This window comes from Mucilaginibacter arboris (assembly GCF_009754915.1).
GTDB classification, from domain to species: Bacteria; Bacteroidota; Bacteroidia; order Sphingobacteriales; family Sphingobacteriaceae; genus Mucilaginibacter_A; species Mucilaginibacter_A arboris.
In genome coordinates, this window is record NZ_WPIK01000002.1 from 220110 (window position 1) to 245605 (window position 25496).

General features: G+C 41.6%; 15 protein-coding genes. 14 read left to right on the forward strand and 1 reads right to left on the reverse strand.

Translation table 11 applies throughout. The annotated features are described in order from the left end of the window. The first annotated feature begins 83 nt into the window (after positions 1-83). The 12 genes from GO621_RS02800 to GO621_RS02855 all read left to right on the forward strand — a co-directional run bounded on the left by GO621_RS02800 (position 84) and on the right by GO621_RS02855 (position 20489). On the forward strand, positions 84-2483 hold the full coding sequence (locus GO621_RS02800; RefSeq protein WP_157563990.1) for a glycoside hydrolase family 3 C-terminal domain-containing protein: 2400 nt from the start codon (positions 84-86) through the stop codon (positions 2481-2483). A gap of 453 nt (positions 2484-2936) precedes the next feature. Continuing rightward, the gene (locus GO621_RS02805; protein WP_157563992.1) at positions 2937-6125 is read left to right on the forward strand and encodes a SusC/RagA family TonB-linked outer membrane protein; all 3189 of its coding nucleotides are present in this window, start codon (positions 2937-2939) and stop codon (positions 6123-6125) included. A gap of 32 nt (positions 6126-6157) precedes the next feature. Beyond that, on the forward strand, positions 6158-8146 hold the full coding sequence (locus tag GO621_RS02810; protein WP_157563994.1) for a RagB/SusD family nutrient uptake outer membrane protein: 1989 nt from the start codon (positions 6158-6160) through the stop codon (positions 8144-8146). 37 nt (positions 8147-8183) lie between these two features. Next, positions 8184-9191, forward strand: a complete 1008-nt coding sequence (locus GO621_RS02815; RefSeq protein WP_157563997.1) for a DUF5017 domain-containing protein — start codon at positions 8184-8186, stop codon at positions 9189-9191. Between the two features lie 243 nt (positions 9192-9434). Continuing rightward, positions 9435-11372, forward strand: coding sequence for a heparinase II/III family protein (locus GO621_RS02820; protein WP_157563999.1), 1938 nt, complete (start codon positions 9435-9437; stop codon positions 11370-11372). Between the two features lie 42 nt (positions 11373-11414). After that, complete coding sequence (locus GO621_RS02825) at positions 11415-12242, forward strand: hypothetical protein (RefSeq protein WP_157564001.1); 828 nt, start codon at positions 11415-11417, stop codon at positions 12240-12242. Between the two features lie 289 nt (positions 12243-12531). Next, positions 12532-13548 carry a glycoside hydrolase family 88/105 protein gene (locus tag GO621_RS02830; RefSeq protein WP_232335572.1) on the forward strand — a complete coding sequence of 339 codons (1017 nt, stop codon included), beginning with the start codon at positions 12532-12534 and terminating at the stop codon, positions 13546-13548. Between the two features lie 135 nt (positions 13549-13683). After that, the gene (locus tag GO621_RS02835) at positions 13684-15351 is read left to right on the forward strand and encodes a beta-N-acetylhexosaminidase (RefSeq protein WP_232335573.1); all 1668 of its coding nucleotides are present in this window, start codon (positions 13684-13686) and stop codon (positions 15349-15351) included. A 165-nt stretch (positions 15352-15516) separates the two neighbouring features. Next, positions 15517-16848 (forward strand): sulfatase-like hydrolase/transferase, encoded by a 1332-nt coding sequence (locus GO621_RS02840; protein WP_157564005.1) that lies wholly within the window; start codon positions 15517-15519, stop codon positions 16846-16848. Between the two features lie 465 nt (positions 16849-17313). Further along, positions 17314-18789 carry a sulfatase family protein gene (locus tag GO621_RS02845; RefSeq protein WP_157564007.1) on the forward strand — a complete coding sequence of 492 codons (1476 nt, stop codon included), beginning with the start codon at positions 17314-17316 and terminating at the stop codon, positions 18787-18789. Between the two features lie 16 nt (positions 18790-18805). After that, positions 18806-19474: a carbohydrate-binding family 9-like protein gene (locus tag GO621_RS02850; protein ID WP_198170107.1), complete on the forward strand. Its 669-nt coding sequence runs from the start codon at positions 18806-18808 to the stop codon at positions 19472-19474. A 451-nt stretch (positions 19475-19925) separates the two neighbouring features. Beyond that, positions 19926-20489, forward strand: a complete 564-nt coding sequence (locus GO621_RS02855; protein ID WP_157564009.1) for an RNA polymerase sigma-70 factor — start codon at positions 19926-19928, stop codon at positions 20487-20489. A 302-nt stretch (positions 20490-20791) separates the two neighbouring features. Here the strand turns inward: GO621_RS02855 and GO621_RS02860 are convergent, their stop codons facing one another. Next, complete coding sequence (locus GO621_RS02860; protein ID WP_232335574.1) at positions 20792-21871, reverse strand: glycoside hydrolase family 27 protein; 1080 nt, start codon at positions 21869-21871, stop codon at positions 20792-20794. A 693-nt stretch (positions 21872-22564) separates the two neighbouring features. Here GO621_RS02860 and GO621_RS02865 point away from each other — a divergent pair. Both GO621_RS02865 and GO621_RS02870 read left to right on the forward strand, forming a co-directional pair. Beyond that, complete coding sequence (locus GO621_RS02865) at positions 22565-24130, forward strand: sulfatase family protein (protein WP_232335575.1); 1566 nt, start codon at positions 22565-22567, stop codon at positions 24128-24130. 43 nt (positions 24131-24173) lie between these two features. Beyond that, complete coding sequence (locus tag GO621_RS02870; RefSeq protein WP_157564011.1) at positions 24174-25385, forward strand: FecR family protein; 1212 nt, start codon at positions 24174-24176, stop codon at positions 25383-25385. Positions 25386-25496 lie beyond the last annotated feature (111 nt).

Below are 25496 nucleotides of genomic sequence, written 5' to 3' on the forward strand. Positions count from 1 at the left end.
ACAGATTTTTAGGTGATAAAAGAAGCATCGAAAAAGATGCTGAACAAAATACAAGCTACTAAAACAAATATTTTATTAAAGACATGAAATTTACTACCCCCAACAAAAGTATATTACCGGGCATAGCCGTTTTGTTTTTAGTGCTTGTGGGCCTTTCGTTCAAAGCCGATCCTCCTATCTATAAGAAAGGGTGGATAGATCTGAATAAAAATGGCAAGAAAGATATTTATGAAGACCGCTCTCAACCTATCGATGCCCGGATAAACAATTTATTAAGTCAGATGACGCTGGAAGAAAAAACCTGCCAGCTTGCCACGCTATATGGTTATAAACGTATATTAAAAGACTCATTACCAACTTCTAATTGGAAAAATGAGATTTGGAAGGATGGCATAGCCAATATCGATGAGCATTTAAACGGCTTTGTTAAATGGGGCGTGATATCAAATTCGCCCTTGGTTACCGATATCCGCAAGCACATCTTGGCCATGAACCAAACCCAGCGCTTTTTTATTGAACAGACGCGCTTAGGAATTCCTGCCGATTTTACGAATGAAGGTATCCGGGGTGTGGAAGCGTACCAGTCAACCGGTTTCCCAACAGAACTAAACATGGGCATGACCTGGGATAAAGCCTTAGTACACCAGGAAGGTTTTATCACCGGTCAGGAAGGTAGGGCACTGGGTTATACCAATATTTACGCACCCATATTAGATGTAGCCCGCGACCAGCGCTGGGGCCGGCTTGAAGAAGTTTATGGTGAAGACCCATATTTGGTTGCACGCTTGGGCGTTGAAATGGCTAAAGGGATGCAGCAAAACAACCAGGTAGCAGCTACCGCTAAGCACTTTGCCGTATATAGCGCCAACAAAGGCGCGCGAGAAGGTCTGGCACGTACCGATCCGCAGGTTGCACCGCGTGAGGTGGAGAACATCTTATTATATCCGTTTAAAAAAGTAATAAAAGAAGCGGATATAATGGGCATCATGAGTTCGTACAACGATTACGACGGCATACCCATTTCCGGCAGTGATTACTGGCTGATACAACGCCTTCGCACAGAATTCGGCTTTACAGGCTATGTAGTGAGCGATAGCGATGCCCTCGAATATTTATACAGCAAACATCATGTAGCAGCTAACTTAAAAGATGCGGTTTTACAGGCATTTATGGCAGGTATGAATGTGCGCACCACGTTCAGCCCTCCCGATAGTATTATCCTTTATGCCAGGCAACTGGTTAAAGAGGGTAAATTGCCCATAGATACGGTTAACAATCGCGTACGCGATGTGCTGCGGGTTAAATTTAAAATAGGCTTGTTTGATCATCCTTATGTAGAAAATGTTGAAAACAGTGTTAAAGTAGTAAACAGCGCAGCAAACCGGGCAGTAGCTTTGCAGGCTTCTAAAGAGAGTATTGTATTGTTAAAAAATAAAGGCAATATTTTACCGATTCCAAAATCGAAAACCGTTGCCGTGATCGGCCCTAATGCTGTAAATGATAATTATGCACATACACATTATGGCCCGCTGGGCTCAAAAAGTGTAAATGTACTTCAGGGTATCCAAACCAAAATCGGCGCATCAAAAGTACTATATTCATTAGGCTGTACTTTAGTTGATAAACACTGGCCAGAAAGCGAGATATTCCCGCAGGGCCCGGATGAAACAGAACAGGCTATGATAGATAGCGCGGTAGCAACAGCGCAACGTGCAGATATGGCCGTAGTAGTGCTTGGCGGAAATACCCAAACTGCCGGCGAAAATAAAAGCCGTACCAGTCTTGACCTTCCCGGACAACAGCTTGCGCTGGTTCAGGCCATTAAAGCAACCGGCAAGCCTGTGGTTGTAGTATTGATAGGATCGCAGCCCATAACCATTAACTGGATTGACAAGAATGTGGATGGGATAATTTATGCCGGTTACCCCGGAATGCAGGGAGGCACAGCTTTAGCTGATGTTTTATTTGGCGATTATAACCCTGGTGGCAAGCTAACCTTAACTTTCCCTAAATCCGTCGGACAATTGCCGTTCAACTTCCCCACAAAACCAAATTCGGAAACAGATGAGGGCGAACTGGCAAAAATAAAAGGCCTTTTGTACCCGTTTGGATTTGGGTTGAGCTATACCACCTTTAGTTACAGCGACCTTAAAATAACGCCCGAAATACAAAACCTTGCCGGAAACGTAACAGTATCCTTTAAAATAACAAACACAGGTAAAGTAGCAGGCGACGAGATACCGCAGCTCTACATCCGGGATGTTTTAAGTACGGTTACCACTTATGAAAAGGTGTTGAGGGGTTTTGACAGGATCAGCTTAAAACCTGGCGAAACAAAAGAAGTATCATTCACTATTGTACCCGACGATTTAAAGTTATATAACCGGAAGATGGAACATGTTGTTGAGCCCGGAGACTTTAATGTGATGATTGGCTCATCATCCAGCGACATCAGGCTGAAGGGTAAATTTGAGATGAAATAACGTTAAAAACCGCAGATCAAGGGCGAAAAAACAGCACGCGACTAAATTTTACCCCTAATCATACCGATACGTTAACCCTATAAAACAACAAATAATTTCACATTAGCCTTATACCAATTTAACAAAAGATATGAAAAGAAAATTTACCCCGCATTATACAAAATACAGGGACAAATGCTAAGATAGAAAATAGAGTTTGCCTGCATTGGCCGGATCAGTCAGGCAATACATAAACTCAATCAGGGCCTGTTTAATTTTTGCCCGGTTTATTTTCTATGCTTCTTTTACCACCTAAAAAACCTTGAATTTTTATACTTTTTATTAGACAGTATCTAAAACAAAATTTATAGGCATAAAAGAAGCATGGTCAATTCCGCGGATAAAATATAAACATGCCATTGATGTGTACTAATTAAAAATAGCAATTAACCAAAAAAACGAAAGGAGTTTAACATGCCCTATCTCTACCCTAAGTATTTAAAAATATGCTGCGGAACAGCAGTTGCCGCTGTTTTCCTGGTGATGAGTTTATTATCTGTACAATCGTTCGGGCAAGCTAAAAGCCTGAAGATAACCGGTACGGTTATCGATTCGCACAAGCAGCCGCTTATCGGTGTTAACGTTAGAGTGAAAAATGGCCAGGCAGGCACCAGTACCGATGTCAATGGTAAATATGTAATCACTGTTCCTGATAATAAATCCACTCTGGTATTTAGCTACATAGGTTTTGTAACCCAGGAGCAATTGGTTGGCAGCAGAGCTGTCATAAATGTTGTCCTTGCAGAGCAATCATCAGGCCTTAATGAGGTTGTGGTAATCGGTTACGGAACCGCTAAGAAAAAGGACCTTACCGGTTCTGTAGCCCAGGTTTCTATACAAGACCTTAATAAAGCGCCGGTAATGTCAATTGACCAGGCACTTGCAGGACGTGTTGCCGGTGTGCAGGTGAACTCATCAGACGGGCAGCCGGGTGCACCGGTAAATATTGTAATTCGGGGTGCGAACTCAATTACACAAGACAATTCGCCATTATATGTGGTTGATGGATTTCCTATCGAAGGATTTAACTTAAATGTGTTTAACCCGCAGGATATCGAATCGATCGAAGTATTAAAGGATGCATCTTCAACAGCAATATATGGTGCAAGAGGAGCTAACGGTGTCATCATCATTACGACTAAAAAAGGCAAGGCTGGAAAAGCACAAACTACGTTCACAACAACGCAAAGCTTTAATAATAATATAAAGACCATGCAGCTAATGAACGCTTACCAGTTTCTGCAGTACCAATTGGAGCGCGACCCAACTTTAGGCTCAAGTACGGCCTCAACACCTACTTATACTTATTTAACAGTACCTGGTAAAACGTTGAACGATTATAAAAACTATCCGGCTACCGATTGGCAGTCGCCTTTTTTTCGAACAGGCGATCTCAGGAATTATTCACTTGCCGTCCGAGGAGGGACCAAGGAAACACTTTATTCTGTCTCCGGTTCGGTTGATACGCAAGACGGAACTGTTATTGCCACCAGTTATAAACGTTACCAGGGAAGGATTACTTTAGATCAGTCGCTTAACGATAAGATAAAAGTAGGCATTAATGCCAATTATGCCTATTTACTGCAGGCCGGCAATTCCCCCGCAACTTCAACCAATAGCGGCACAACAAATATACTATATAGCGTTTGGGGGTCCAGCCCGCTTGCCGCAATTACTGATAATCAGCCAATAGACCCTACTACCAGTTCTTCAAATGATTATAAGTTTAACCCGATTCTAAACCAGGAGAACATCGTGCGGAATGTTAAGACAAATAATTTAAACGTCAACGCCTATTTAACTTATACAATTGTTCCTAACCTGGTATTAAGGGTAACGGGAATCCTTAACAACAGCACGGTTAATAATGAGAATTTTAATAACTCCAATACCTATTACGGCAGTCCGTTAACTAACCCGGGGCAAGCAAACGGGGTAAATGGTTCAATTTCCACAGGCAAAGTAAATAATTGGGCAAACGAAAATACGCTAACCTATACCAGGACATTTAACAGCGTTCACAATTTCAATGTACTTGCAGGTTTTACAGAACAAGGCAACACCTCCAGCACCTATGGTTTTGGCGCTAACTTTTTACCAAATGAATCTCTGGGGATAAGCGGCCTGAATGAAGGGACTTTAAATCCATCTGCAACCCAGGCTATAAGTTCCTTATGGACGTCGGCTTCTTTTTTAAGCAGGATAGCCTATAATTATAATTCACTATACTATCTGACAGCTTCTTACCGGGCAGACGGCTCATCCAAATTCAGCCCGCAAAATCACTGGAGTTATTTTCCTTCGGGAGCGTTAGCCTGGAGGTTTACTCAGGAAAAATTTCTGAAAGATAATAAGATCGTATCAGACGGAAAACTGAGGCTTAGCTATGGTAAAACAGGAAATAACCGGGTAGGCGACTTTTCCTACTTATCCACCACTACTGTTGCCCCGGCAAACAGTTATTCATTCAACAACGCTTATGTTTCCAGTATTATTCCGCTTACAGTGGGAAACCCAAACCTGAAATGGGAAACAACAGACCAGTACGACGCCGGGTTAGACCTGTCATTTTTAAACAGCCGTGTTAGCCTGACTGCTGATGTTTACCGTAAAATAACTAAAAACCTGTTGCTCAATGCTACCTTGCCAACTTCAACTGGTTACAATACCGCTTTTGAAAATATTGGCAGTGTTCAAAACCAGGGGCTTGAGCTTTCCATAAATACAACTAATATTACTTCGAGAGAATTTAAGTGGACCAGTAATTTTAACATTTCCTTTAATCAAAACAAGGTTTTGGCTTTGGCTAATAACCAGGAATCCCTCACTACTGCTATACCTTGGGACAATGGCTGGACGTCGATACCGTCTTATATAGCGAAGGTAGGACAGCCTTTAGGTTTAATGTATGGTTATCTTTACAATGGTATTTACCAGTACAGTGATTTTAACATTAGTTCTACAGGTACTTATGTTTTAAAAGATAATGTTCCAACCAATGGTAATACCCGTACGAGCATTCAGCCCGGCGATATCAAATACAAAGATATTAATGGGGATGGTGTGGTCAATTCTTCTGATTATACAGTAATTGGCCGGTCACTGCCTATACATGTTGGTGGATTTAGCAATAACTTTACCTATAAAAACTTTGATCTGAATGTTTTCTTTCAATGGTCTTATGGCAATAACATCCAGGACGTAAACGAGTTTGTTTTCGACGGTAACGGATTGAACAAAGTGTACCTTGAACAATATGCAAGCTATGCTGATAGATGGTCGCCTACCAACCAGGGTTCCCCTAATTATCGCACCAACGGATATTTTGGCGGGGGATATTCGTCCAGAACGGTACAGGATGGTTCTTACCTGAGGCTAAAGACCGCTTCTTTGGGTTATAATATTCCTAAAAAAATGTTAGCAAGGGTTAAAATCTCTTCCCTGAGAGTTTATGCTTCCGGGCAGAATTTATGGACCTGGACCAAATACACCGGCCTTGATCCGGAAGTGAGCACTTATAATTCCGCTCTCACGGGTGGCTTTGATTATAGTTCTTATCCGAGGCCCAGAACAATTGCTTTTGGCCTAAATGTAACTCTTTAAGGTTTGGAAATTAAGATTTAGAAATGATCAATATGAAACGAATATTATTCATCCTGGTAACCATACTAAGCATCAGTATGGTTTCATGTAAAAAATTTTTGGATACCGTTCCAACAGATTCCCTTGTACAATCGCAATACTATAATACCGAAGCCAAATTAAACCAAGCCCTGGCGGGCGTATATCAGCCTTTAAATACAGAAGGTATTTATGGTAACAATTTGTTCGATCAGCTTGGTGCCAGTACCGACGAGGGTTTTTACGCAAGGTCTGCAGTAACAACCGGTGTTGTGGCTTATAACTTTGATTATGGCAACAACGATATAAATAATTTCTGGACCCAGCTATATGTAGGTATAGAAAGAGCGAACATCCTGATCCAGAATATCAATATTGCGCCGATGGATGAAACCAAGCGCCAGGTAATATTAGGGGAGGCGCTGTTTTTAAGGGGTTATTATTACTTTCTTCTGGTAAGCAATTTTGGAGATGTTCCATTAAAAACAACGCCAACTGCATCTGTTACAGACGTAAACCTGCCTCGTACCGCGGCAAAGCAGGTATATGCACAAATACTTGCAGATATGACTGCTGCTGAAGGTAAGGTAAGTTCTATTACTGCATTGGGTGGGGGCGGACATGTTTCTACCACAGCCGTTGAAGGTATATTGGCCAGGGTTTGTTTAACCATGGCTGGTGCGCCACTTAACGATGCAAGCAAATATGCCGATGCTTTGGCCTGGGCCAAAAAGGTGCAGGCAGCAGGTGTTCATAGCCTGAACCCAAGTTATCGGCAAATATTTATCAACCTTACCCAGGACATTTATGACATTAAGGAAAGTATGTGGGAAGTTGAAAGTAAAGGGACCGGTGCTGATGGGATGGGCAATGCTAACAGGTTAGGCAACACCAACGGGATTCAATACACAGCCAATAATAACCTCCCTGGCTACAGTTATGGATTTGTTAGTGCAACGGCTAAGTTATTCAATTTGTATCCGTCGGGAGACCTGCGCAGGGACTGGTCCATTGCACCCTACAGTTATAATGCTGCTACCACCCCCGTTTCCTATAATTATTTCACCGCTGCACAAATATATAACCGCAATGCCGGAAAATTCCGCAGGGAATATGAATTATCACCGCTTTTGAGTAAAAATATTACACCTATTAACTTCCCGATTTTGCGCTACGCAGATGTTTTATTAATGCTGGCCGAGGCCGAGAACCAAATTAACGGGCCAACAGCTACAGCTTATGATGCCATAAACCAGGTGAGAAGGCGTGGTTTTGGATTGAACCCTAAAACTCCGGTTGTTTCTGTATCAGTAGTGAGTAGCCTAACCTTGTCAACAAGTGGCAATACAGGGTATCTTACTTCAGTTCCTAATATTCCGATTTCGTTTACAGGCGGCGGCGGCACAGGTGCTACAGGTATGGCAACCGTTTCTACCTCAACAGGTAAGGTTACCAGTATTGCTATCACCAATCCGGGCAGCGGCTATACCTCGGTACCAACAGCAATTATTGGTACGCCATGGGCTGCAAATACAGTTTACAATACAGGCACACAGGTGGTAAACGGTAACAATGTATATACGGTTACTACGGCAGGCACCTCAACAGCTACCGGACCAACGCAAACTTCCGGCCCATCTTCTGCTGCAGCAACAGGCGCTGTTTTTACTTATGCAGGTGTTAAAGCTACAGCTACGGTAACCATTGCTACTACTGCCGTCGATCTGGCAGGTTTGTCCCAGGCTTCGTTTTTTCAGGCCATCCAGGATGAGCGTGCGCGTGAACTTTGCTATGAAGCATTACGCAAGCCCGACCTTATCCGTTGGGGGATATGGGTAACAACCATGAACAACCTGGCAGCCGATATAAAAGCTAACGCGGGTGCCACATTTGCTTATGCGGCATTGGCAGGCTCTAATATTAGCGGTCGGAATGTATTGTTCCCTATACCGGCTTCTGAGTTGTCTGTTAACAAACTCGCCACTCAGAACCCGGGATGGTAATTAATTGAATCAGCAGGAGATAACAAAACAAAAAAATATGCGATCTAAATATTTAATACTAACAATGCTTTTATTGGCTTGTGCGGCCTGCAATAAAAATGTAGCCGTAATGCCCGTGGCATTCGACGTTATCAGCGCCAAAAATAGCGGAGTGGCAGCAACCGTTTTTTCTACTAAGGATACCGTTCAGTTTAATTTTACAGGTAACCCGGATGTGATCACCTATTTTTCAGGGGAAGCAGGCAAAAATTATGATTTCAGAAATCGGGTCAGTGCTGCGGGCATGCCGCAATTGCAGTTTAGTTCTATACTGGCCAACGGCACGCAACCCAGCTCATTATCATTATTGGTTTCCTCTGATTTTAAAGGCGTAGTAGCGAATAATATTTACGGTGTGCTTACACGTGATACTGCAGCTACCAATGCCAACATAGCCGCCGCTGCCTGGACGGATATTACCAGCCGTGCAACGCTATCAACAGGCGGGACTACAGCAGTTCCTTCCGGTGTTATAAACCTGTCGGATCTTTCAACTGGTAAACCGGTTTATATTGCGTTTAAATATACTGCCGCTGCCGGAACCATCCAAAACAAATGGACTATTAGCGCCCTTTCCCTTAATAATGTGTTGGCTGATGGCACAACCTATACCATCGCCAACTTAAATGCGCCAACAACAGCCTTCACTAATTATGGTAATACTACTTATGGGCCAGGTTGGGCAGTTTCTTACGATCCCAAAAAAAACGTGAACAATTATGCCTGGGTTTATACCGATAAAACATCTCTGGTAATAACAGGTGCTACAACTGCTGCAACAGCTACCGCACCTGCCGAGGCATGGGCCGTAATGGGGCCAATAGATTTAACACGTGTAACACCTGATGCGGGTGTTGGTATAAAATCCATTTCTGCAAGGCTGGCTTCTTATTCTTACAATTATACTACGGCAGGCTCTTATAATGCAGTATTTGTGGCCTCAAACAATACTAACGATGGGTCGAATATGCTGGTTAAAAAAATACCACTAACCATCAAGCTATAATGAAAGAGGTGTTATTTACAGGGCAGCTAAGAATTAAGGGCTTGTTTAAATTTTATTCAGAATAGTTAGCATGCTTCTTTTATCGCACAAAAAACTAAATGGCTATTTGCTTTTTGTATTGGCAGCCCCCTCTCCTTGGGAGAGGGCGGGGTGAGGCTAATTTTATAGGTATAAAAGAAGCATCAGCACCAATCCTGAGAATATCGAAGGATCTGATGCAGATTTAAACAGGATCTACTAACAATGAGAAGAAAAAATATTACAATACGCCTGGCAATATTGCTTGCCATTGCAAATGTAACTGTTACTGTGGCCTCGGCAGGGGTACTGGACAGCATTGATCTTACCCGGAAAGTTGTGCCGCTTGTGCCTTTAGATATGGATAGGGTTGCTGAAGTGTCAAACATGCTGCCGCAAACACCAAAAGGCTTTGGCGATCCTTATCAAAATCGTTCCGTTTGGGATAAATTAGATCATAACCCTAAATACTCTCAGGTAATTAAAGTAGCAGAAGGTTATTTAAACAAGCCTTTTCCGGCCTGGAGCGACGAACAATACCTTTTATATTTTACCAAAGGAACAAGGCCCGGGGGCGAGAAAATGATGAAAGACAGGTTGAGTTGGCTGGCGCCCCTTGTTTGGGCAGAATGTCTGGAGAATAAAGGCCGCTTTGTGCCTACCATCCAAATGGTCTTGAATGAGCTGATCCATCAAAAGTCATGGTCGCTGCCAGCTCATGATAAAAATAAGCAAAATATCGAGGGCCGTAATTATACTGTTGATCTGGGTGCATCAGGTTTTGCCCAAAATGTGGCGCAAGCTGTTTACTTATTAAATGATAAACTAACGCCGGAGTTGCGTGCAGAGGTTTTGAGCCAAATGAACAAGCATGTTTTTACCCCGGTTTTAAGATCGGTAGCAACAGGAAATAAAGACAGCTACTGGTTAACGGTAACCAGCAACTGGAACTCCGTTTGCCTGGCAGGTGTTACCGGTGCAGCTTTAGCCATTATACCTGATAAACAGGAAAGGGCCAAGTTTGTAACAATTGCCGAAAGGTATTCTAAAAACAGCATAGCAGGGTTTACAGATGAAGGCTATTGCACAGAAGGTCTGGGATATTACGATTACGGTTTCAGTAAGTATATTCTGCTTCGCGAAAGTATTTTACAGGCAACCAATCATGCGATTGATTTATTTGCCGATCCGAAAGTAAAACGGATAGCCCTGTATGCACCTAATCTTGAAATTATGAATGGTATTTATCCCACTATTGCCGATTGCCATGTAGGGATAAAAGCACCGGCCGCGATACTGTGGTATTGCAACCGCAATCTGGGTTTGGGGCTGAAAAAATATAATGACCTTACTTTTGCCGGAACCGCTAACCTTTGTGACGATGTCATGCACGCCTTTCCTAATTCGGCTTCGGAAAGTAAAGTTGATGTAAACACGTCAAAATCAACATCCGGGCCACGCTCTTATTTTAAAGAAGCCGGGGTATTGATAGAACGTCCAATTACGGGTTCGCAAGCCATGATGGGTGCAGCATTAAAGGGCGGCAACAACAACGAGATCCATAATCATAATGATGTTGGTTCTTTTAGTATAACAGTTGGCGAAGAAATGCTGATGGGCGATCCGGGCGGGCCTTCTTTTTACACAGCAAAAACCTTTGGCCCTGAACGTTACACTTATAAACTACTGGCATCTTATGGACACCCGGTACCATTAGTTGCAGGGCAAGAACAACACGAAGGGGCAAGCGCCCAAGCCAAAATATTAAATACCAAATTTACCGATAAGGAAGATCAGTTTATAATGGACATTTCCTCGGCATATACAGTGCCGGCTTTAAACAAACTTGTTCGGACATTTACCTATAACAGGGAAAAATTGGGTTACCTGACAGTAAAAGATGATTTTGAATTTAAAACCAGGCAAAGCTTTGAACTTGCGCTGATAACACGTGCCAAATGGAAACAGATTGCTCCAGATCAAATAGAGTTTGATGGTCAGAAACAAAAAATGATCGCAACGATCAAAACAAAAAACGGCTTCATTGTAAAATCTGAAACCATCGAAGAAAACGCACCTGCCTTTACCCGGTTAGGCCTTGTACTGCCTGCTGCAGAAGCAGGAACTGTTACTGTGGTTTTTACTCCAATTAAATCAAACTAATCCATGAAGATACTTTTTAGATTTTTAGCGTTCGTTCTACTGATGTCAGCCGTATGCACAGGTCATGCCCAAAATGGGGGTGCGAAACACCAGTTTCAAGTGTACAGTTTTATTGTATATGCCGGTTATACCGAAAACGGTACTATTGTTAAGGCTTCTCACCAGGAATTACAACAGTATCTTCGAGCCTACGGCTTTCAGGATTTAAATTTAATTTACGAGCAGAAGATGCTTGATTATCCGGGCGGGGATAAGAAGAACGGGGTGCCAAATCCTGAACGCATACAGGCACTTGCACAGACAGCGCGTGTTTATCCTAACACCCCGGTTTCGTTAGACTTGGAAGGCTGGGACAGATGGGATACCATCAAAACACCGTCAAGGATGATCGAGGTGATCAATGCGTTTAAAAAGACAAATAAAGTATCAAAAATAGGTTTGTATGCCACCGTGCCGCCAAACACCTATGCCTATTCGGAAAATATCAGCCGGTTTGATAAGGTAAACAAGGCATATTCAGCGGTGGCCGCCTCGGTAGATTATTTTAGCCCATCCCTTTATAATTACGATACAGACACCGTTAACTGGAATAAGGCAGCAATTTATAACATCAATGCCTGTAAAAAATATAATTTTCCGGGTAAACCCATCCTTCCGTATATCACCCCGGAAGTGAACCATAAAGGGGTTAAAAGAATGCTTACCTACGATGAAATGATGGGCCACTTGCAAATGTTGTACAGCTTAGGGGCTAAAGGTGTACTCCTATGGACAAGCAGTGGTATGCGTGATGAACAGGGGCAAAAGATATATGTGGATATAAATACAGGCTGGGCTAAAGCAGTCAAAGATTTTATAGCAAATCATTAATATACGTAAAAACCTGATGCTTCTTTTAGCACCTAAAAATCATTAAACCTCATATGATTTTGCATGTGTACCTCCCTCTCCTGTGGAGAGGGCCGGGGTGAGGCTTAACAATTTATAGTGATAAAAGAAGCATGTCCCCATATCCTTGGCCATTAAACTGGCTTTAATTAGCTTTCAGATGAAAATAGTTTATAATTTAGTATTGATTTCCCTTTTATTTTTACCGGGTTTAACAAAGGCTTCCGGTTTAGAACCGACAGCACCTAAGGCAGACAGTACCTATAAACTCATGAAAAAGGTAGCTGACTGGCAATGGAATGAGTTGGAAACCAATGGCTGGAAAAACCCGAAAACGGATTGGACAAATGGTGTAATGTACACGGGGATGATGGCCTGGGCCAAAATTGCCAGCAATAACACTTACTATGATAAACTGCTTGACGTGGGTAAAAGCCTGGATTGGAAAATAGGCCCTAACCGCAGTTTTGCTGATGATTATTGTATCGCCCAAACTTATACGCAATTATACGGCATTTATAAAAATCCAATATATATTGCCGACTTTAAAAATATGGCCGATTCATTGGTTTCGGTGCCACATACAGAACCTTTATTATGGGTTAATAAGATACATCTGCGGGAATGGGCCTGGTGCGATGCTTTGTACATGGCCCCTGCGGCCCTGGTTAATTTAAGCAAAGTATCGCACGACAAAAAGTACATGGATACCGCCAGTAAACTTTGGTGGAAAACTAGCCAGTACCTTTATGACCAAGACGAGCATTTGTTTTTTAGGGACAGCCGTTATTTTACCCAAAAGGAAAAGAACGGTAAAAAGGTTTTTTGGAGCAGAGGTAATGGCTGGGCAATGGCCGGCCTTGTCAACTTGCTATCCAACATGCCTCAAAATTATCCTAACCGCAATAAGTTTATTGCCCAATTTAAGCAAATGGCCGAAAAGATAGCTGCTTTACAACAAAGCGATGGCACCTGGCACGCCAGCCTGCTCGATCCGGATAGTTATCCATCCAAAGAAACCAGCGGTACCGGGCTGTTTTGTTATGCGCTGGCCTGGGGCGTTAATCAACAAATATTATCCTGCAACAAATATTGCCCGGTTATTAATAAGGCATGGGAGGCCTTGGCTTCTTCCGTACATCCCGATGGTAAACTGGGGTTTGTGCAGCCCATCGGTGCATCGCCGGATAAGGTAAGTTTTGACAATACCGAAGTTTATGGTGTTGGTGCGTTTTTACTGGCCGGTAGCCAAATATTGATCTTAGAGAAAAATAGGGCCCAGCAATAGCAGGTGTTTTAGAAGCTATATCAATGTATCAAGGTGATTTTACATGCTTCTTTTATCACCTAAAAAATAAAAAATATTTACGCTTTTTGTATTGGTACATCTTATAAAAACAAAATTTACAGGGATAAAAGAAGCATGATAAATCAAGCGGATATAAATTTAAACAGCCTCCATAAATATATGATGAAAAAGTTTGTTTTAGTTTTGTTGGTGATGTTGGGTAACCGCTTAATTGCCCAGCAATGCGCAATTATCCCTTTACCTGCCCACATCGAAACCGTAAGTGGTAGTTTTAAAATCAACAATTCTGTATCCATTGCTTACGCCAACAACATTTTGCAGAACGAGGCGGGTTACCTGCAACAGCAATTGCTAAAGTACAGTGGTCTTGCATTAAGTATCCAGCAGTCAGCAAATACAGCGGCAATTCAACTTAATTTAACTAAACCGGGCAAAAAGGTTGATGAAGCGGCATACTCGCTTGAAATAAAACCAACAGGGGCAAAAATTACTGCGGCAACACCTCAGGGCATTTTTTATGGGATAACCTCATTGCTCCAATTGGTCCGTCTGGGCGAAGTGAAGAATAATACAGTTAGCATCAATTGTTTCAGCATAACCGACCAGCCACGTTATGCCTGGAGAGGTTTGTTGTTGGATGAATCGCGCCATTTCTGGGGTAAGCAAACGGTAAAGCAATTGTTAGACTGGATGGCATTTTACAAACTCAATAAATTTCATTGGCACCTAACCGATGAGCCCGGCTGGAGGATGCAGATCAAAGCTTATCCCTTGTTAACCCTGATAGGCGGAATTGGTAACTATAGCGATAAACTGGCGCCAGCCCAGTACTACAGCCAGGAAGATATTAAAGAGATTATTGCCTACGCCAAAGAGCGCTTTATTGAGGTGATACCAGAAGTTGATATGCCCGGCCATGCCACCGCGGCAAACAGGGCCTATCCGGCGTTTAGCGGCGGCGGCTCCGCAAAATATTCGGATTTTACTTTTAATCCTGGTAAAGATAGCACCTATACCTATTTAACAAATATTTTAAGGGAAACCGACGCGCTATTTCCATCACAAATGATACACCTCGGTGGCGATGAAGTAAGTTTTGGTAACGAGAAATGGAAAACCAACGCAGAGGTCCAAAAGCTTATGCAGGATAAAAAACTGCCCGGTTTGCTGGAGGTTGAACATTATTTTACCAAACGCATGGCAGATAGTTTATTTAAACTAAACAATAAGGTTTTACTTTGGGACGAAGCCGCCGACAGCGATTTGCCCAAAGATAAAACCATTATTTTTTGGTGGAGACATGATAAAAAAGCGCAATTTAAAAAGGCACTTGATAAAGGTTATGACATCGTATTATGCCCGCGCATCCCTTTTTACTTTGATTTTGTGCAGGATACAACCCAGCACTTTGGCCGTAAATGGCAGGGTGATTATGTGCCTTTGGATAAGTTATACAACTTTACTACGGCTGATTTAGGCATAGCCAAAGTGCAGCAGAAACAAATATTAGGGGTACAGGCGGCACTCTGGACAGAGAATATTTCAACCGAAGCAAAATTACAGTATATGCTATTTCCGCGGATAACTGCCTTAGCCGAAACCAGCTGGGGCGCAGATGGCCAAAAGGATTTGCCCCGGTTTAAAGAGCGTGTAAAGTTGCAATTAAAATTGTACCAGCAGGATGGTTTATATTTTTACGACCCTTTTCATCCTAATCAAACACCCGAACCTTTGTCGGCAAAAGAATTAGGACTACTTAAAGATCAAATGCAAAAACCATAAATGTCAATATTCACGCTAATTAAAGCGGTAAACTTTGGAAAACCAGGAGTAAAAATATTTTTAGCAATTGACGATATTCCTTGTACAGGCTTTTAAACAAAATGTAAGGTTGATGCGGTTAATTTACCAAAAAATATACAGCAGAATTTTAAATACAAGAATAATATGAAAAGGAAAATGATTTGTTTTTTGGCCATTCTTTTTTGGGTAACCAAATTGATGGCTCAGCAAAAACCCAATATCGTTTTTATTTTATCTGACGATGCCGGCTACGCCGATTTTAGTTTCATGACCGACCACTTGGTTCCGACACCGAATATTGACGAAATAGCTAAACATGGCATCAAATTTACTGATGCCCATGTTAGCGCAGCCGTTTGCTGTCCTTCCAGGGCTGGCTTGTTAACAGGTATCAACCAAGCTGAATTCGGTCATGTTTACAATTATGTTCAGGGCGTAAAATATAATATACCGAAAGAGGAATTTGGGATCCCTTTAAGTCAAAAACTAATAGGTGATTATTTAAGGCCTTTAGGTTATAAAACTGCAATTATTGGGAAATGGCATGAAGGGTTTGCCGAAAAATTTCAGCCCCAAAATCGTGGGTTTGACTATGCCTGGGGATTTTTATGGGGCAGCAGCCCTTATTTTACGGGTAAGGCCAAACTGGTTTTAGAAGACGGCGTTTCCGTTCCGGCTGATTCCATTCCTTATATGACAGATGCTATCGGCAATCAAACAATAAAGTTTATTGAAAAGAACCATCAACAGCCATTTTTTGTATATGCAGCTTTTAACTGTCCGCATACACCTATGCAGGCCAAGCCAGAAGTGCTGGCAAAATTCAGATCAAAATTTAAAACCGAAGGCAGGGCATTAAATGCGGCTATGACTTACACACTGGATGAAAATGTAGGTAAGATAATAGCAAAGCTCAAAGAATTAAACCTGTTTGATAATACTTTGATCGTTTTTACCAATGATAACGGCGGGCAAACTGTAGAAAGTTTTGCGGATAATTATCCCTTACGCGGCAGGAAAGGCGACATTTATGAAGGCGGCATCCGTGTGCCCATGGCGATGATGTGGAAAGGACATATTCCGGAAGGTATTGTTTGTGATAAAGTAGTATCTACGCTTGATCTGATCCCAACCTTTTTATATGCCGCACAAAACAAACAGGTGCAACCGCAATTAGATGGTATAAGTTTGCTTCCTGTTGGTGGGTTAAAGCATCCAAAAATGGATAAAAGAATTAGTTATTGGTTTTTGGGCCACGGTATCGGGGCTATTAGACAAGGTGACTGGAAATTGATCTCGCTGCCGAACAAGGCCCCCGAATTGTATAACTTAAGGAACGATATTGCCGAAAAGCAGAATTTATACTCAGAAGGGAATAAGCTATCTCAGTCACTCCTAAAACAATATAATGACTGGAAAGCAAAACTGCCTCCTCCCCTTTGGATGTCCGAAAAACCTGTAAACGACAATAATTAAATTAATAAATCGGGTAAATAGCTTTAAAATAGAAACATCACCATAGAAACTGCTTAAGCTTATATCACAAAAAACCTAATGCTTCTTTTAGCACTATAAAATTGGGGTTAAAACTTAGTACAATTAAAAAATACTATTGCCTATAGATTTTTATATGATGAGGTTGTTTAAACTTTTTGGTACCCATTTAAATTTGGTCCTTCGGCATGCCCAGGTTTGGTGCCCATGCTTCTTTTATCGGGTAAAATTGGTGTTTACATTTAATCACTTAAGACCTATAAGGTTTTCAAAACCTTATAGGTCAGTTGGTGATTTTTAGGTGATAAAAGAAGCATCGGTCCCAAAAAAGAGGGCCGAAAAAAAGTTTAAACAACTTAGATAAAAGAAGCATATCAAATACTTCGAACAGAATCTAAAAAGTTTTAGAAGATAAGCACACAAATAATACGTTAAAGACATAGTAGAATGAAACTGAGAAATATATCTGCGATTATTTTTACACTAACTGTTATCGTAACCATAGCCGCGTTCGTCAATCCTAAAAAGAAGAAAGTTGTGGCCGAAAAGAAACATCCCAACATATTGATCATCCTGGTCGACCAGTTTCGCGGGCAGGCATTGGGATTTGAGGGGAAAGAACCGGTGATAACGCCAAATTTAGATCTGCTTGCCAAAAATAGTTATGTCGGGTTGCAAATGATAGCCAATTACCCGGTTTGTTCTCCCTCCAGGGCGATGCTGATGACAGGGAAGTATCCGCTTAAAAACCACGTTTACGGTAACGTAAATTCTAATACGGCCCCTTATGGCGTTGAACTTCCTGCCGGTATCACTTGCTGGTCCGACGTATTAAAGGCCAATGGTTACGATAATGGTTATATCGGCAAATGGCATCTTGATTCGCCACACAAACCCTATATCCCCACTTATAATAACGAAGGCGCGGTGGCCTGGAATGAATGGACCCCGCCCGACCGCAGGCATGGTTTTGATTATTGGTATGCCTACGGCACTTATGACCATCACCTAAAACCCATGTATTGGGACACCAAGGCCAGCCGCGATAATTTTCATTACGAAAACGAGTGGGGGCCGCAGCACGAAGCAACCAAAGCACTTGAGTTTTTAAGAAATGATAACAATAGCTATCGTGATAAAAATAAACCTTTTGCTTTAGTGGTATCCATGAACCCGCCACATTCGGATTACGAAAGTGTTCCGCAGGAATATGTTGATCTATACAAGAATGTTCCTATGGCAACCTTATTAAAAGACCCTAATATTCCGCCTGCAGGAACTCCTATGGGTGATGAATACCGCAAAAACGTAAAATACTATTATGCCTGTATCACTGGGGTTGACACACAGGCTGGCCGCATTTTGAATTATCTGAAACAAAGCAAACTCGACGACAATACCATCGTAATATTTATGGCCGACCATGGCAATTGCCTTGGCAAGCATGATGAAATTTCAAAAAACAATATCTATGAAGAGTCATTACGGATCCCATTTATCGTTCAATGGAAAGGACACATCAAGCCTAAAATGGATAACGTTGCGTTGATGAATGTTCCGGATATTTACCCTACTTTGTTAGGTTTAGCTGGGTTAAATAACAAAATCCCCGGTGATCTGGATGGCAGCAGCATGGCATCCTATATCACTAATGGTCAGGGTAAACTGGGTAACGAACAATATCTTTTAGGTGCAGTGGTCCCGCCCAATACCAATACGGGTTTTAGGGGGATAAGAACCTTAAAATATAAGTTAGCTTATGTTAGAAAAAATAAGGTGCTGACCTCCTATCTGTTCGACTTAAAAAATGACCCATTTGAGTTAAATAATATTTATGCTGAGAACGACAGCATCGTTAAAAGGTTAAGGCCATCTTTGCAAGAATGGTTAAAAAAAACCAATGATAAGTTTTTGCTGCCCTGATCCTTTTTCTTATCCAATGAAACAACTAAAAATACCTTTTTTGTCATCGCTGAACACTGATTTCAGCTTGGATCACATCGATTTGCAGTTGAATAAATTACCACCGCAAAGCCTTGATTATTTATTATGGAGCGAGGGTTCGTATAAACCTGAAGTTTGTTTCCGGATTGGCCACAACAATACTTGTATATTTTTAAAATTTACCGTGATGGAAGATCACCTGCGGATGGTTTACAATCAAATCAACGATCCCGTTTACAAGGATAGTTGCGTGGAGTTTTTTATCGGCATCGAAAATGATAGTAATTATTATAACCTGGAATTTAATTGTGCGGGTACTTGTTCTGTTGGCTATGGCAGCAATAAATTTGATAGAAAAGAACTACCTTCTGATATTATTGCAAACATTGCAACACAAACTAAATTGTGGCGCTTAAATGGTGATTTTTCTTATTGCTGGGAAATAACGCTGATGATCCCGGTAACTATTTTCATCCATCACCCGGATGTTAATTTGAATGGCCTTGACTGCCGTGTCAATTTTTTTAAATGCGGCGATGATTTACCGCAACCGCATTTTTTAGCCTGGAATAAAGTGGGATCAGAAAAACCCAACTTTCATTTGTCCGAGTTTTTTGGAAAGGCCTTGTTTCTGGCAGAACAGGAAACGTTATTGCCAAATTAGTCTGCCTGTAAAGTATCGCCATAAAATGATTTGGTACAAGGATATTTCTGACTTAACTGTTTAAGTTTATCTCGGAAAAAATGCTGATGCTTCTTTTAGCACTATAAAATCTGCATTTACTCTTTACTTTCAATACAAACAGCCTTGCCCATTTTTAGGTGATAAAAGAAGCATCTCAAATTCGGACATGATTAAACCGGCTTTAAGCCTGGCTGTTAAATTCCTTATTAAAAGTATTAAAAATTAAATTTAAGTACTACTGCCGCCCTGGTTAACCGTCATTATTTTTTTAATAACGCCTAAATCTGAAGATGAAAATATCAGTTGCATCATTTGCACAGGGTTAATTAAAAATGAAACGCCAGTTGGGTTACAATTAAATGAGGCGTTTTGATATTTTGACTATAGGTATTTAACAAGCTGTATATGATTTAATATTAGCTGAATTTTGATGACTGTACTGGATAAACGTACCGATATTGAATTAACGAAACTATTGAAGTCGGGGGACCATATTGCCTTTACAGAGCTTTACCATCGCTATTGGAAACTTTTATTAGGCATTGCATACCATTATACCAAAGACAAACCTGTGGCCGAAGAAGTTGTTCAGGAAGTGTTTGTGGGTATATGGAACCGAAGGGAACTGATAGAAATACAGTCTTTTAAAGCCTATATGGCCACGGCAGTTAAGTTTTCTGTTTTTAAATATATCCACCGGGAAGCACACAGGAAATTATTGGCCGAAACGCAATATCAGCAGGAAACCGTTTCTATGGACGATAAACTGATCGAATCCCGTTTTTTGCAAGAATACATTAACGGAATTGTGGAACAGTTGCCCGACAAATGCAAACTGGTGTTCAAATACAGCAGGCAGCAAGGAAAAAGCACCTCCGAAATTGCCAGCCAGATGGGCATTGCCGAAAAAACAGTTGAAGCGCACCTTACCAAAGGGCTAAAAACACTTAAAGCGGCCCTTAAAAGTTCGGGCATCCTGTTCTTTGTGTTGTAGTGCATCACCTTTACTATCTTCTCCCATAAACCTAAAATGCAATGCTTCTTTTATCGGCAAAAAATCAGTGTTTAGATTGATAATTGATAAAAAAGCGTAAGGCCGCCTGTTTTTTTAGGTGATAAAAGAAGCATGGAAGATAAGTAGGCAACGATTGCAGCAGCATTAAAAGTTGTTACTGCAAAGATGATATTACCCTTTGGTGCCAGGTTGATGTTACAAATAAAAACTAAAAGCAAAATCCGCCGGTGCGTGCCGGTTTTACTTCTAAAGTGATGGTAATTTTATCAATTTCTGGATGATTAATCGGCTTTTAGAACAATGATGCCATGTTTAGGTAGCGTAAATTGTTTAATTCCCCCTGCCTTTCCAAGTTTTTTATGAAGCCACAGGTCTCTTAATTTGCTTTTGGTACTAATACCTATTTTTTCGGCGTTAAAGTTAAAAATTACCTCTTTTTCGCCCCGGTTCATAATAGCGATAGCTTTTGATTTGCCATGATCAGCGCCTAATGGCTTAACCCAAACTTCTATAGGCTTATCGGTTAAAACTTTGTAGGCTTGCTTAAAACCGGTATCCTGATTTAAGGCGATCAGCTCTTTATTGGTCAAGATTTCAATGGTTTGTTTAGACATGCTACGCAAATCGTTGCCTGCCAGTAAGGGTGAATTTAACATGCACCACATAGAGAAATGCGTTTTATCCTCATCATAGCTCATCCCTCTGCCTACCTGCAGCATATCCATATCATTGTAATGGCCGGGCGACGAATATTTCGCCAAATCAGTATCGATATCGATAATTTTTAGAATGGATCCAAAATCAGCACTGATATCACCTGATATGCGCCATGAATCTGCTTTATTGATCACCCACTTTCCGGGAAACTGCCAGCGGCAAACGTTAAAAACGATGTTGCTGTCGATACCCTTGACCGCGTTTATGATTGGCATATAAGTATTTTCCTCGTCCAGCTTCATCTTTTCTGCGCCGCACCAGTCCACCTTCAAAAAATCGAACCCCCATTCTTTAAAGAATAGGTTACAATCTTGCGGAACATGACCATAAATACCGGAGCCTATGCCGTTTTTGTCCTTATCATAAATGGAGCCGCAGGTATTTTTACCCGCATCGGTATAAATACCTGCTTTCAGCTTTTTGCTATGGATATAATCGACCAACAATTTCATACCTGATGGGAATTTTGCTTTGTTTACAAACAGTTTTCCCGAAGCATCCCTGCCACCAAAATAGCCATCATCAATATTGATAAAACGATAGCCGGCTTTATATAATCCCGAAGCAATCATTGCGTCGGCTTGTTCACGTATCATTTTTTCATCGATATTGACACGGAAATTGTTCCAGCTGCTCCAACCCATGATCGGTGCTTTTTTCTGCTGTGCACACAAAAATGAGTTCGAAATGCACAATAAGATGAACAGTATTAATACCGACTTTAATGGAATGGCAAAATTCATAATTGGTTATTAAAGTTAAATTTTTCAGTTTTCAAATATATAACCTTTAACCGATGGGCCACCTGTATAACCCTGCCATTTGAAATTACTTATTGCCCGTACAGGATAAGCTGTTAGGAAGAGAATATTTCCTTTCAGATCGCATCTTGACAAAAAATTATAACGAAGTTGTTTGAACTTTTTTTTCTGCTCCTCTTTTTTAGGGCCGATGCTTCTTTTATCACCTAAAAATGTTGGTCCTTAGGTTTTGTTTTTATGGGCCGGTGCTTCTTTTATCACCTAAAAAATGTTGACCATTGTTTTTTTGATCCACTAAAGACCTATAAGGTTTTCAAAACCTTATAGGTCTTTGATTAAATGTAAACACCAATTTTATCCGGTAAAAGAAGCATGGGCACCAAACCTGGGCATGCTGGAGGACCAAATTGAAATGGGTACCAAAAAGTTTAAACAACCTCAACATCTGCTTAGCGTTTTGTCAAAAAAATAAAAAAATATTTAACCCGACTAAGGGTAAACCCTGCCTTTAGGGTACAATATGTCAATTGTGGTCAAAACACAATAACCTCAATTGAGAAGAAGCCTAAAAACAACATGATGAGAATAACCAAAACCTTGTTTAACAATAGTTTAAGATCTGCCTTTTTTGGCGTCTTGTTTTTTGTCCATTTAGCTGAGGCTGATGCACAGCAAAAGGCACAAACCGCAAAAAGGCCTAATATCGTGATCATCATTTCTGATGACCACGCCTACCAGGCTATCAGCGCCTACGGCAGCAAGCTGATGCAAACACCCAATATAGACCGTATTGCCAAAGGTGGTGTTACGTTTAACAAAGCTTACGTTACCAATTCTATTTGCGGGCCCAGCAGGGCCGTAATCCTTACCGGGAAGTACAGCAACAAAAATGGGTTTAAGGATAATGAAAATTCCAGGTTCAACGGCGATCAGGACTCTTTCATCAAACAGTTGAAAGCATCCGGATACCTTACCGCCTGGATCGGGAAATGGCACCTGGAAAGCCAGCCACAGGGCTTTGATTACTGGGAGATACTTCCCGGCCAGGGCAGTTATTACAATCCTGATTTTTTAACAATGGACGGCGGTAAAAAGAAAGTGGAGGGTTATGTTTCTAACATTGTGGAGGATGAGACGGAAAGCTGGCTGGACAAACGCGATAAAAGCAAGCCTTTTTGCCTGGTGATCGGCCACAAAGCCACCCACCGCACCTGGCTGCCGGATACTTGCGATATGGGCAGGTTTGACAAAACAACCTTCCCTTTGCCGCATGATTTCTATGACAATTATGCCAACCGGATAGCTGCCCAGCAGCAGGAAATGAGCATTGCTAAAGATATGCAAATGGGCTACGACCTGAAAATGCTGCAGCCAGGCGAAGAAGAAGGCACAATAAACCGGATGAATGCCGCCCAACGACAAAAATTTGATGCCTATTACAAACCGATCCAGGCAGACTTGAAAGCCAGGCACTTATCCGGGAACGCTTTAGCAGAGTGGAAATACCAGCGTTACATGCGCGATTACCTGAGCACGGCCACATCCCTGGACCGCAATATCGGCCGTACCCTGGATTATCTGGATAAGAACCACTTAACAGAAAACACGATCGTGATCTATATGTCTGATCAGGGTTTTTATTTAGGCGAGCATGGCTGGTTCGACAAGCGGTGGATGTATGAAGAATCCTTCAGGACACCGATGGTAATGCGTTATCCCGGTGTGATCAAACCCGAAACCAAGTCTGAGGATTTTGTGATGAACGTTGATATTGCGCCTACCATGCTGGATGCGGCTAAAGTGGCCATTCCAAAAGACATGCAGGGCGAATCTATGCTGCCCTTGTTCAATAACAAAAAAGCCAAAGGCCGCGATGAAATGTATTATCATTATTATGAAAATGGAGAACATGCGGTTTCCCCTCAGTTTGGTGTCAGGACCAAACGGTATAAGCTCATCCGTTTCTATAAAAGGGTGAACAACTGGGAGTTGTACGACCTGCAAAACGACAAAGGAGAGATGAACAACCTGTATGGCAAAAAGGGCTACGAAAAGATCACGGCAGAACTGAAAAACGAATTGAACAAGCAGATCGACAAGTACCAGGATGACGATGCAAAACTTGTTTTAACCCAGAAATAAAAGCATTTCAAGATCATCTTTACCTCTTTTCTGGAAAAAGCGCATGCAACAAAAAGAAATAAATTCCTTAATTCAAAAATACCTGCACCATACAGCGTCTGCCAAAGAGCGTGAACGTTTGCTGGAGTGGTATAGGTCATCCTCTTTAGAGGAAGTAGAATGGCTGGCAGATGAACCGGATGAGGAAGATTTGGTAAAGGCAAGGATGTATAACCATATCCGGCAGCAAACTTTCTCTGCAGAAAAGCCACCTGTGGTTTCGAAAGCTTATTTCAAACTGCAGTGGCTACAGCTGGCTGCTGCCGTGCTTCTGGTTACGCTGTTTATAAGTATTTTTTTGTTCTTCAGCAACAGCAACAACCGTTTTCAGGCTGTCATCGGCAAAAAGCACAGGAGCATTATTGCGCCTGGTACCAACAAAGCTGTTCTTACGCTTGCAGATGGTTCAGAAATAGACCTTGACGTTTCCCGTTCCGGGCCAATTGCCAGGCAATCCAATATCTCTATCACCAAAACCACAGCAGGCGAAATAATTTATACTGCTCAAAACCCTAATCCAAAAACTGCAGGCAATACATCAGTTTTTAACACCATCACAACGCCAAGGGGCGGAAAGTTCAAAATAGAACTGCCAGATGGCACAAAAGTATGGCTAAACGCTGCTTCGTCCTTAAAATATCCAACCCAGTTTACAAGGAAGGAGCGAAAGGTTGAACTATCGGGCGAAGGCTATTTTGAGGTAGCAAAAAATAAAGCAATACCTTTTAAAGTTACCACGGCTTCTTCTTTAAAAAGCGGGGCCGGACAGGAGATCGAAGTTCTCGGCACGCATTTCAACATCAACGCTTACGCAGATGAAGGAGCTGTTAAAACCACTTTGCTGGAAGGAAGTGTCCGTGTCAGGCCAACAGGACCTAAAATAAGCGCTAACGGTTCTGGTGAGGTAGTGCTTAAACCAGGCCAGCAATCTGTACTGAAAGCACAAGCTCTGGTGGTTGAAAATGCAGACACAGAAGAAACATTGGCCTGGAAGAACGGAAACTTTATTTTTAATAATGAGGCGTTGAAGTCGGTCATGTCTAAAATATCCAGGTGGTACGATGTGGATGTTTTTTATGAAAAGGATTTTAACAACATCAGGATAGGCGGTTCTATTTCCCAGGAGAAGGACCTGTCTGCGGTGCTGGACCTTTTGCAATTGACCAGAAAAGTAAAATTCAAGACCGAAGGAAGGAGGGTTACCGTTATGCCGTAATTCTACTTTAGCCGGATCTGTTCAGAAGTCCTTCAATTATTACCCGGTATTTTTTGATGCTTCTTTTATCACCCAAAAATCATTAAACTTTCTATAGGTTTTTGAGTGTAT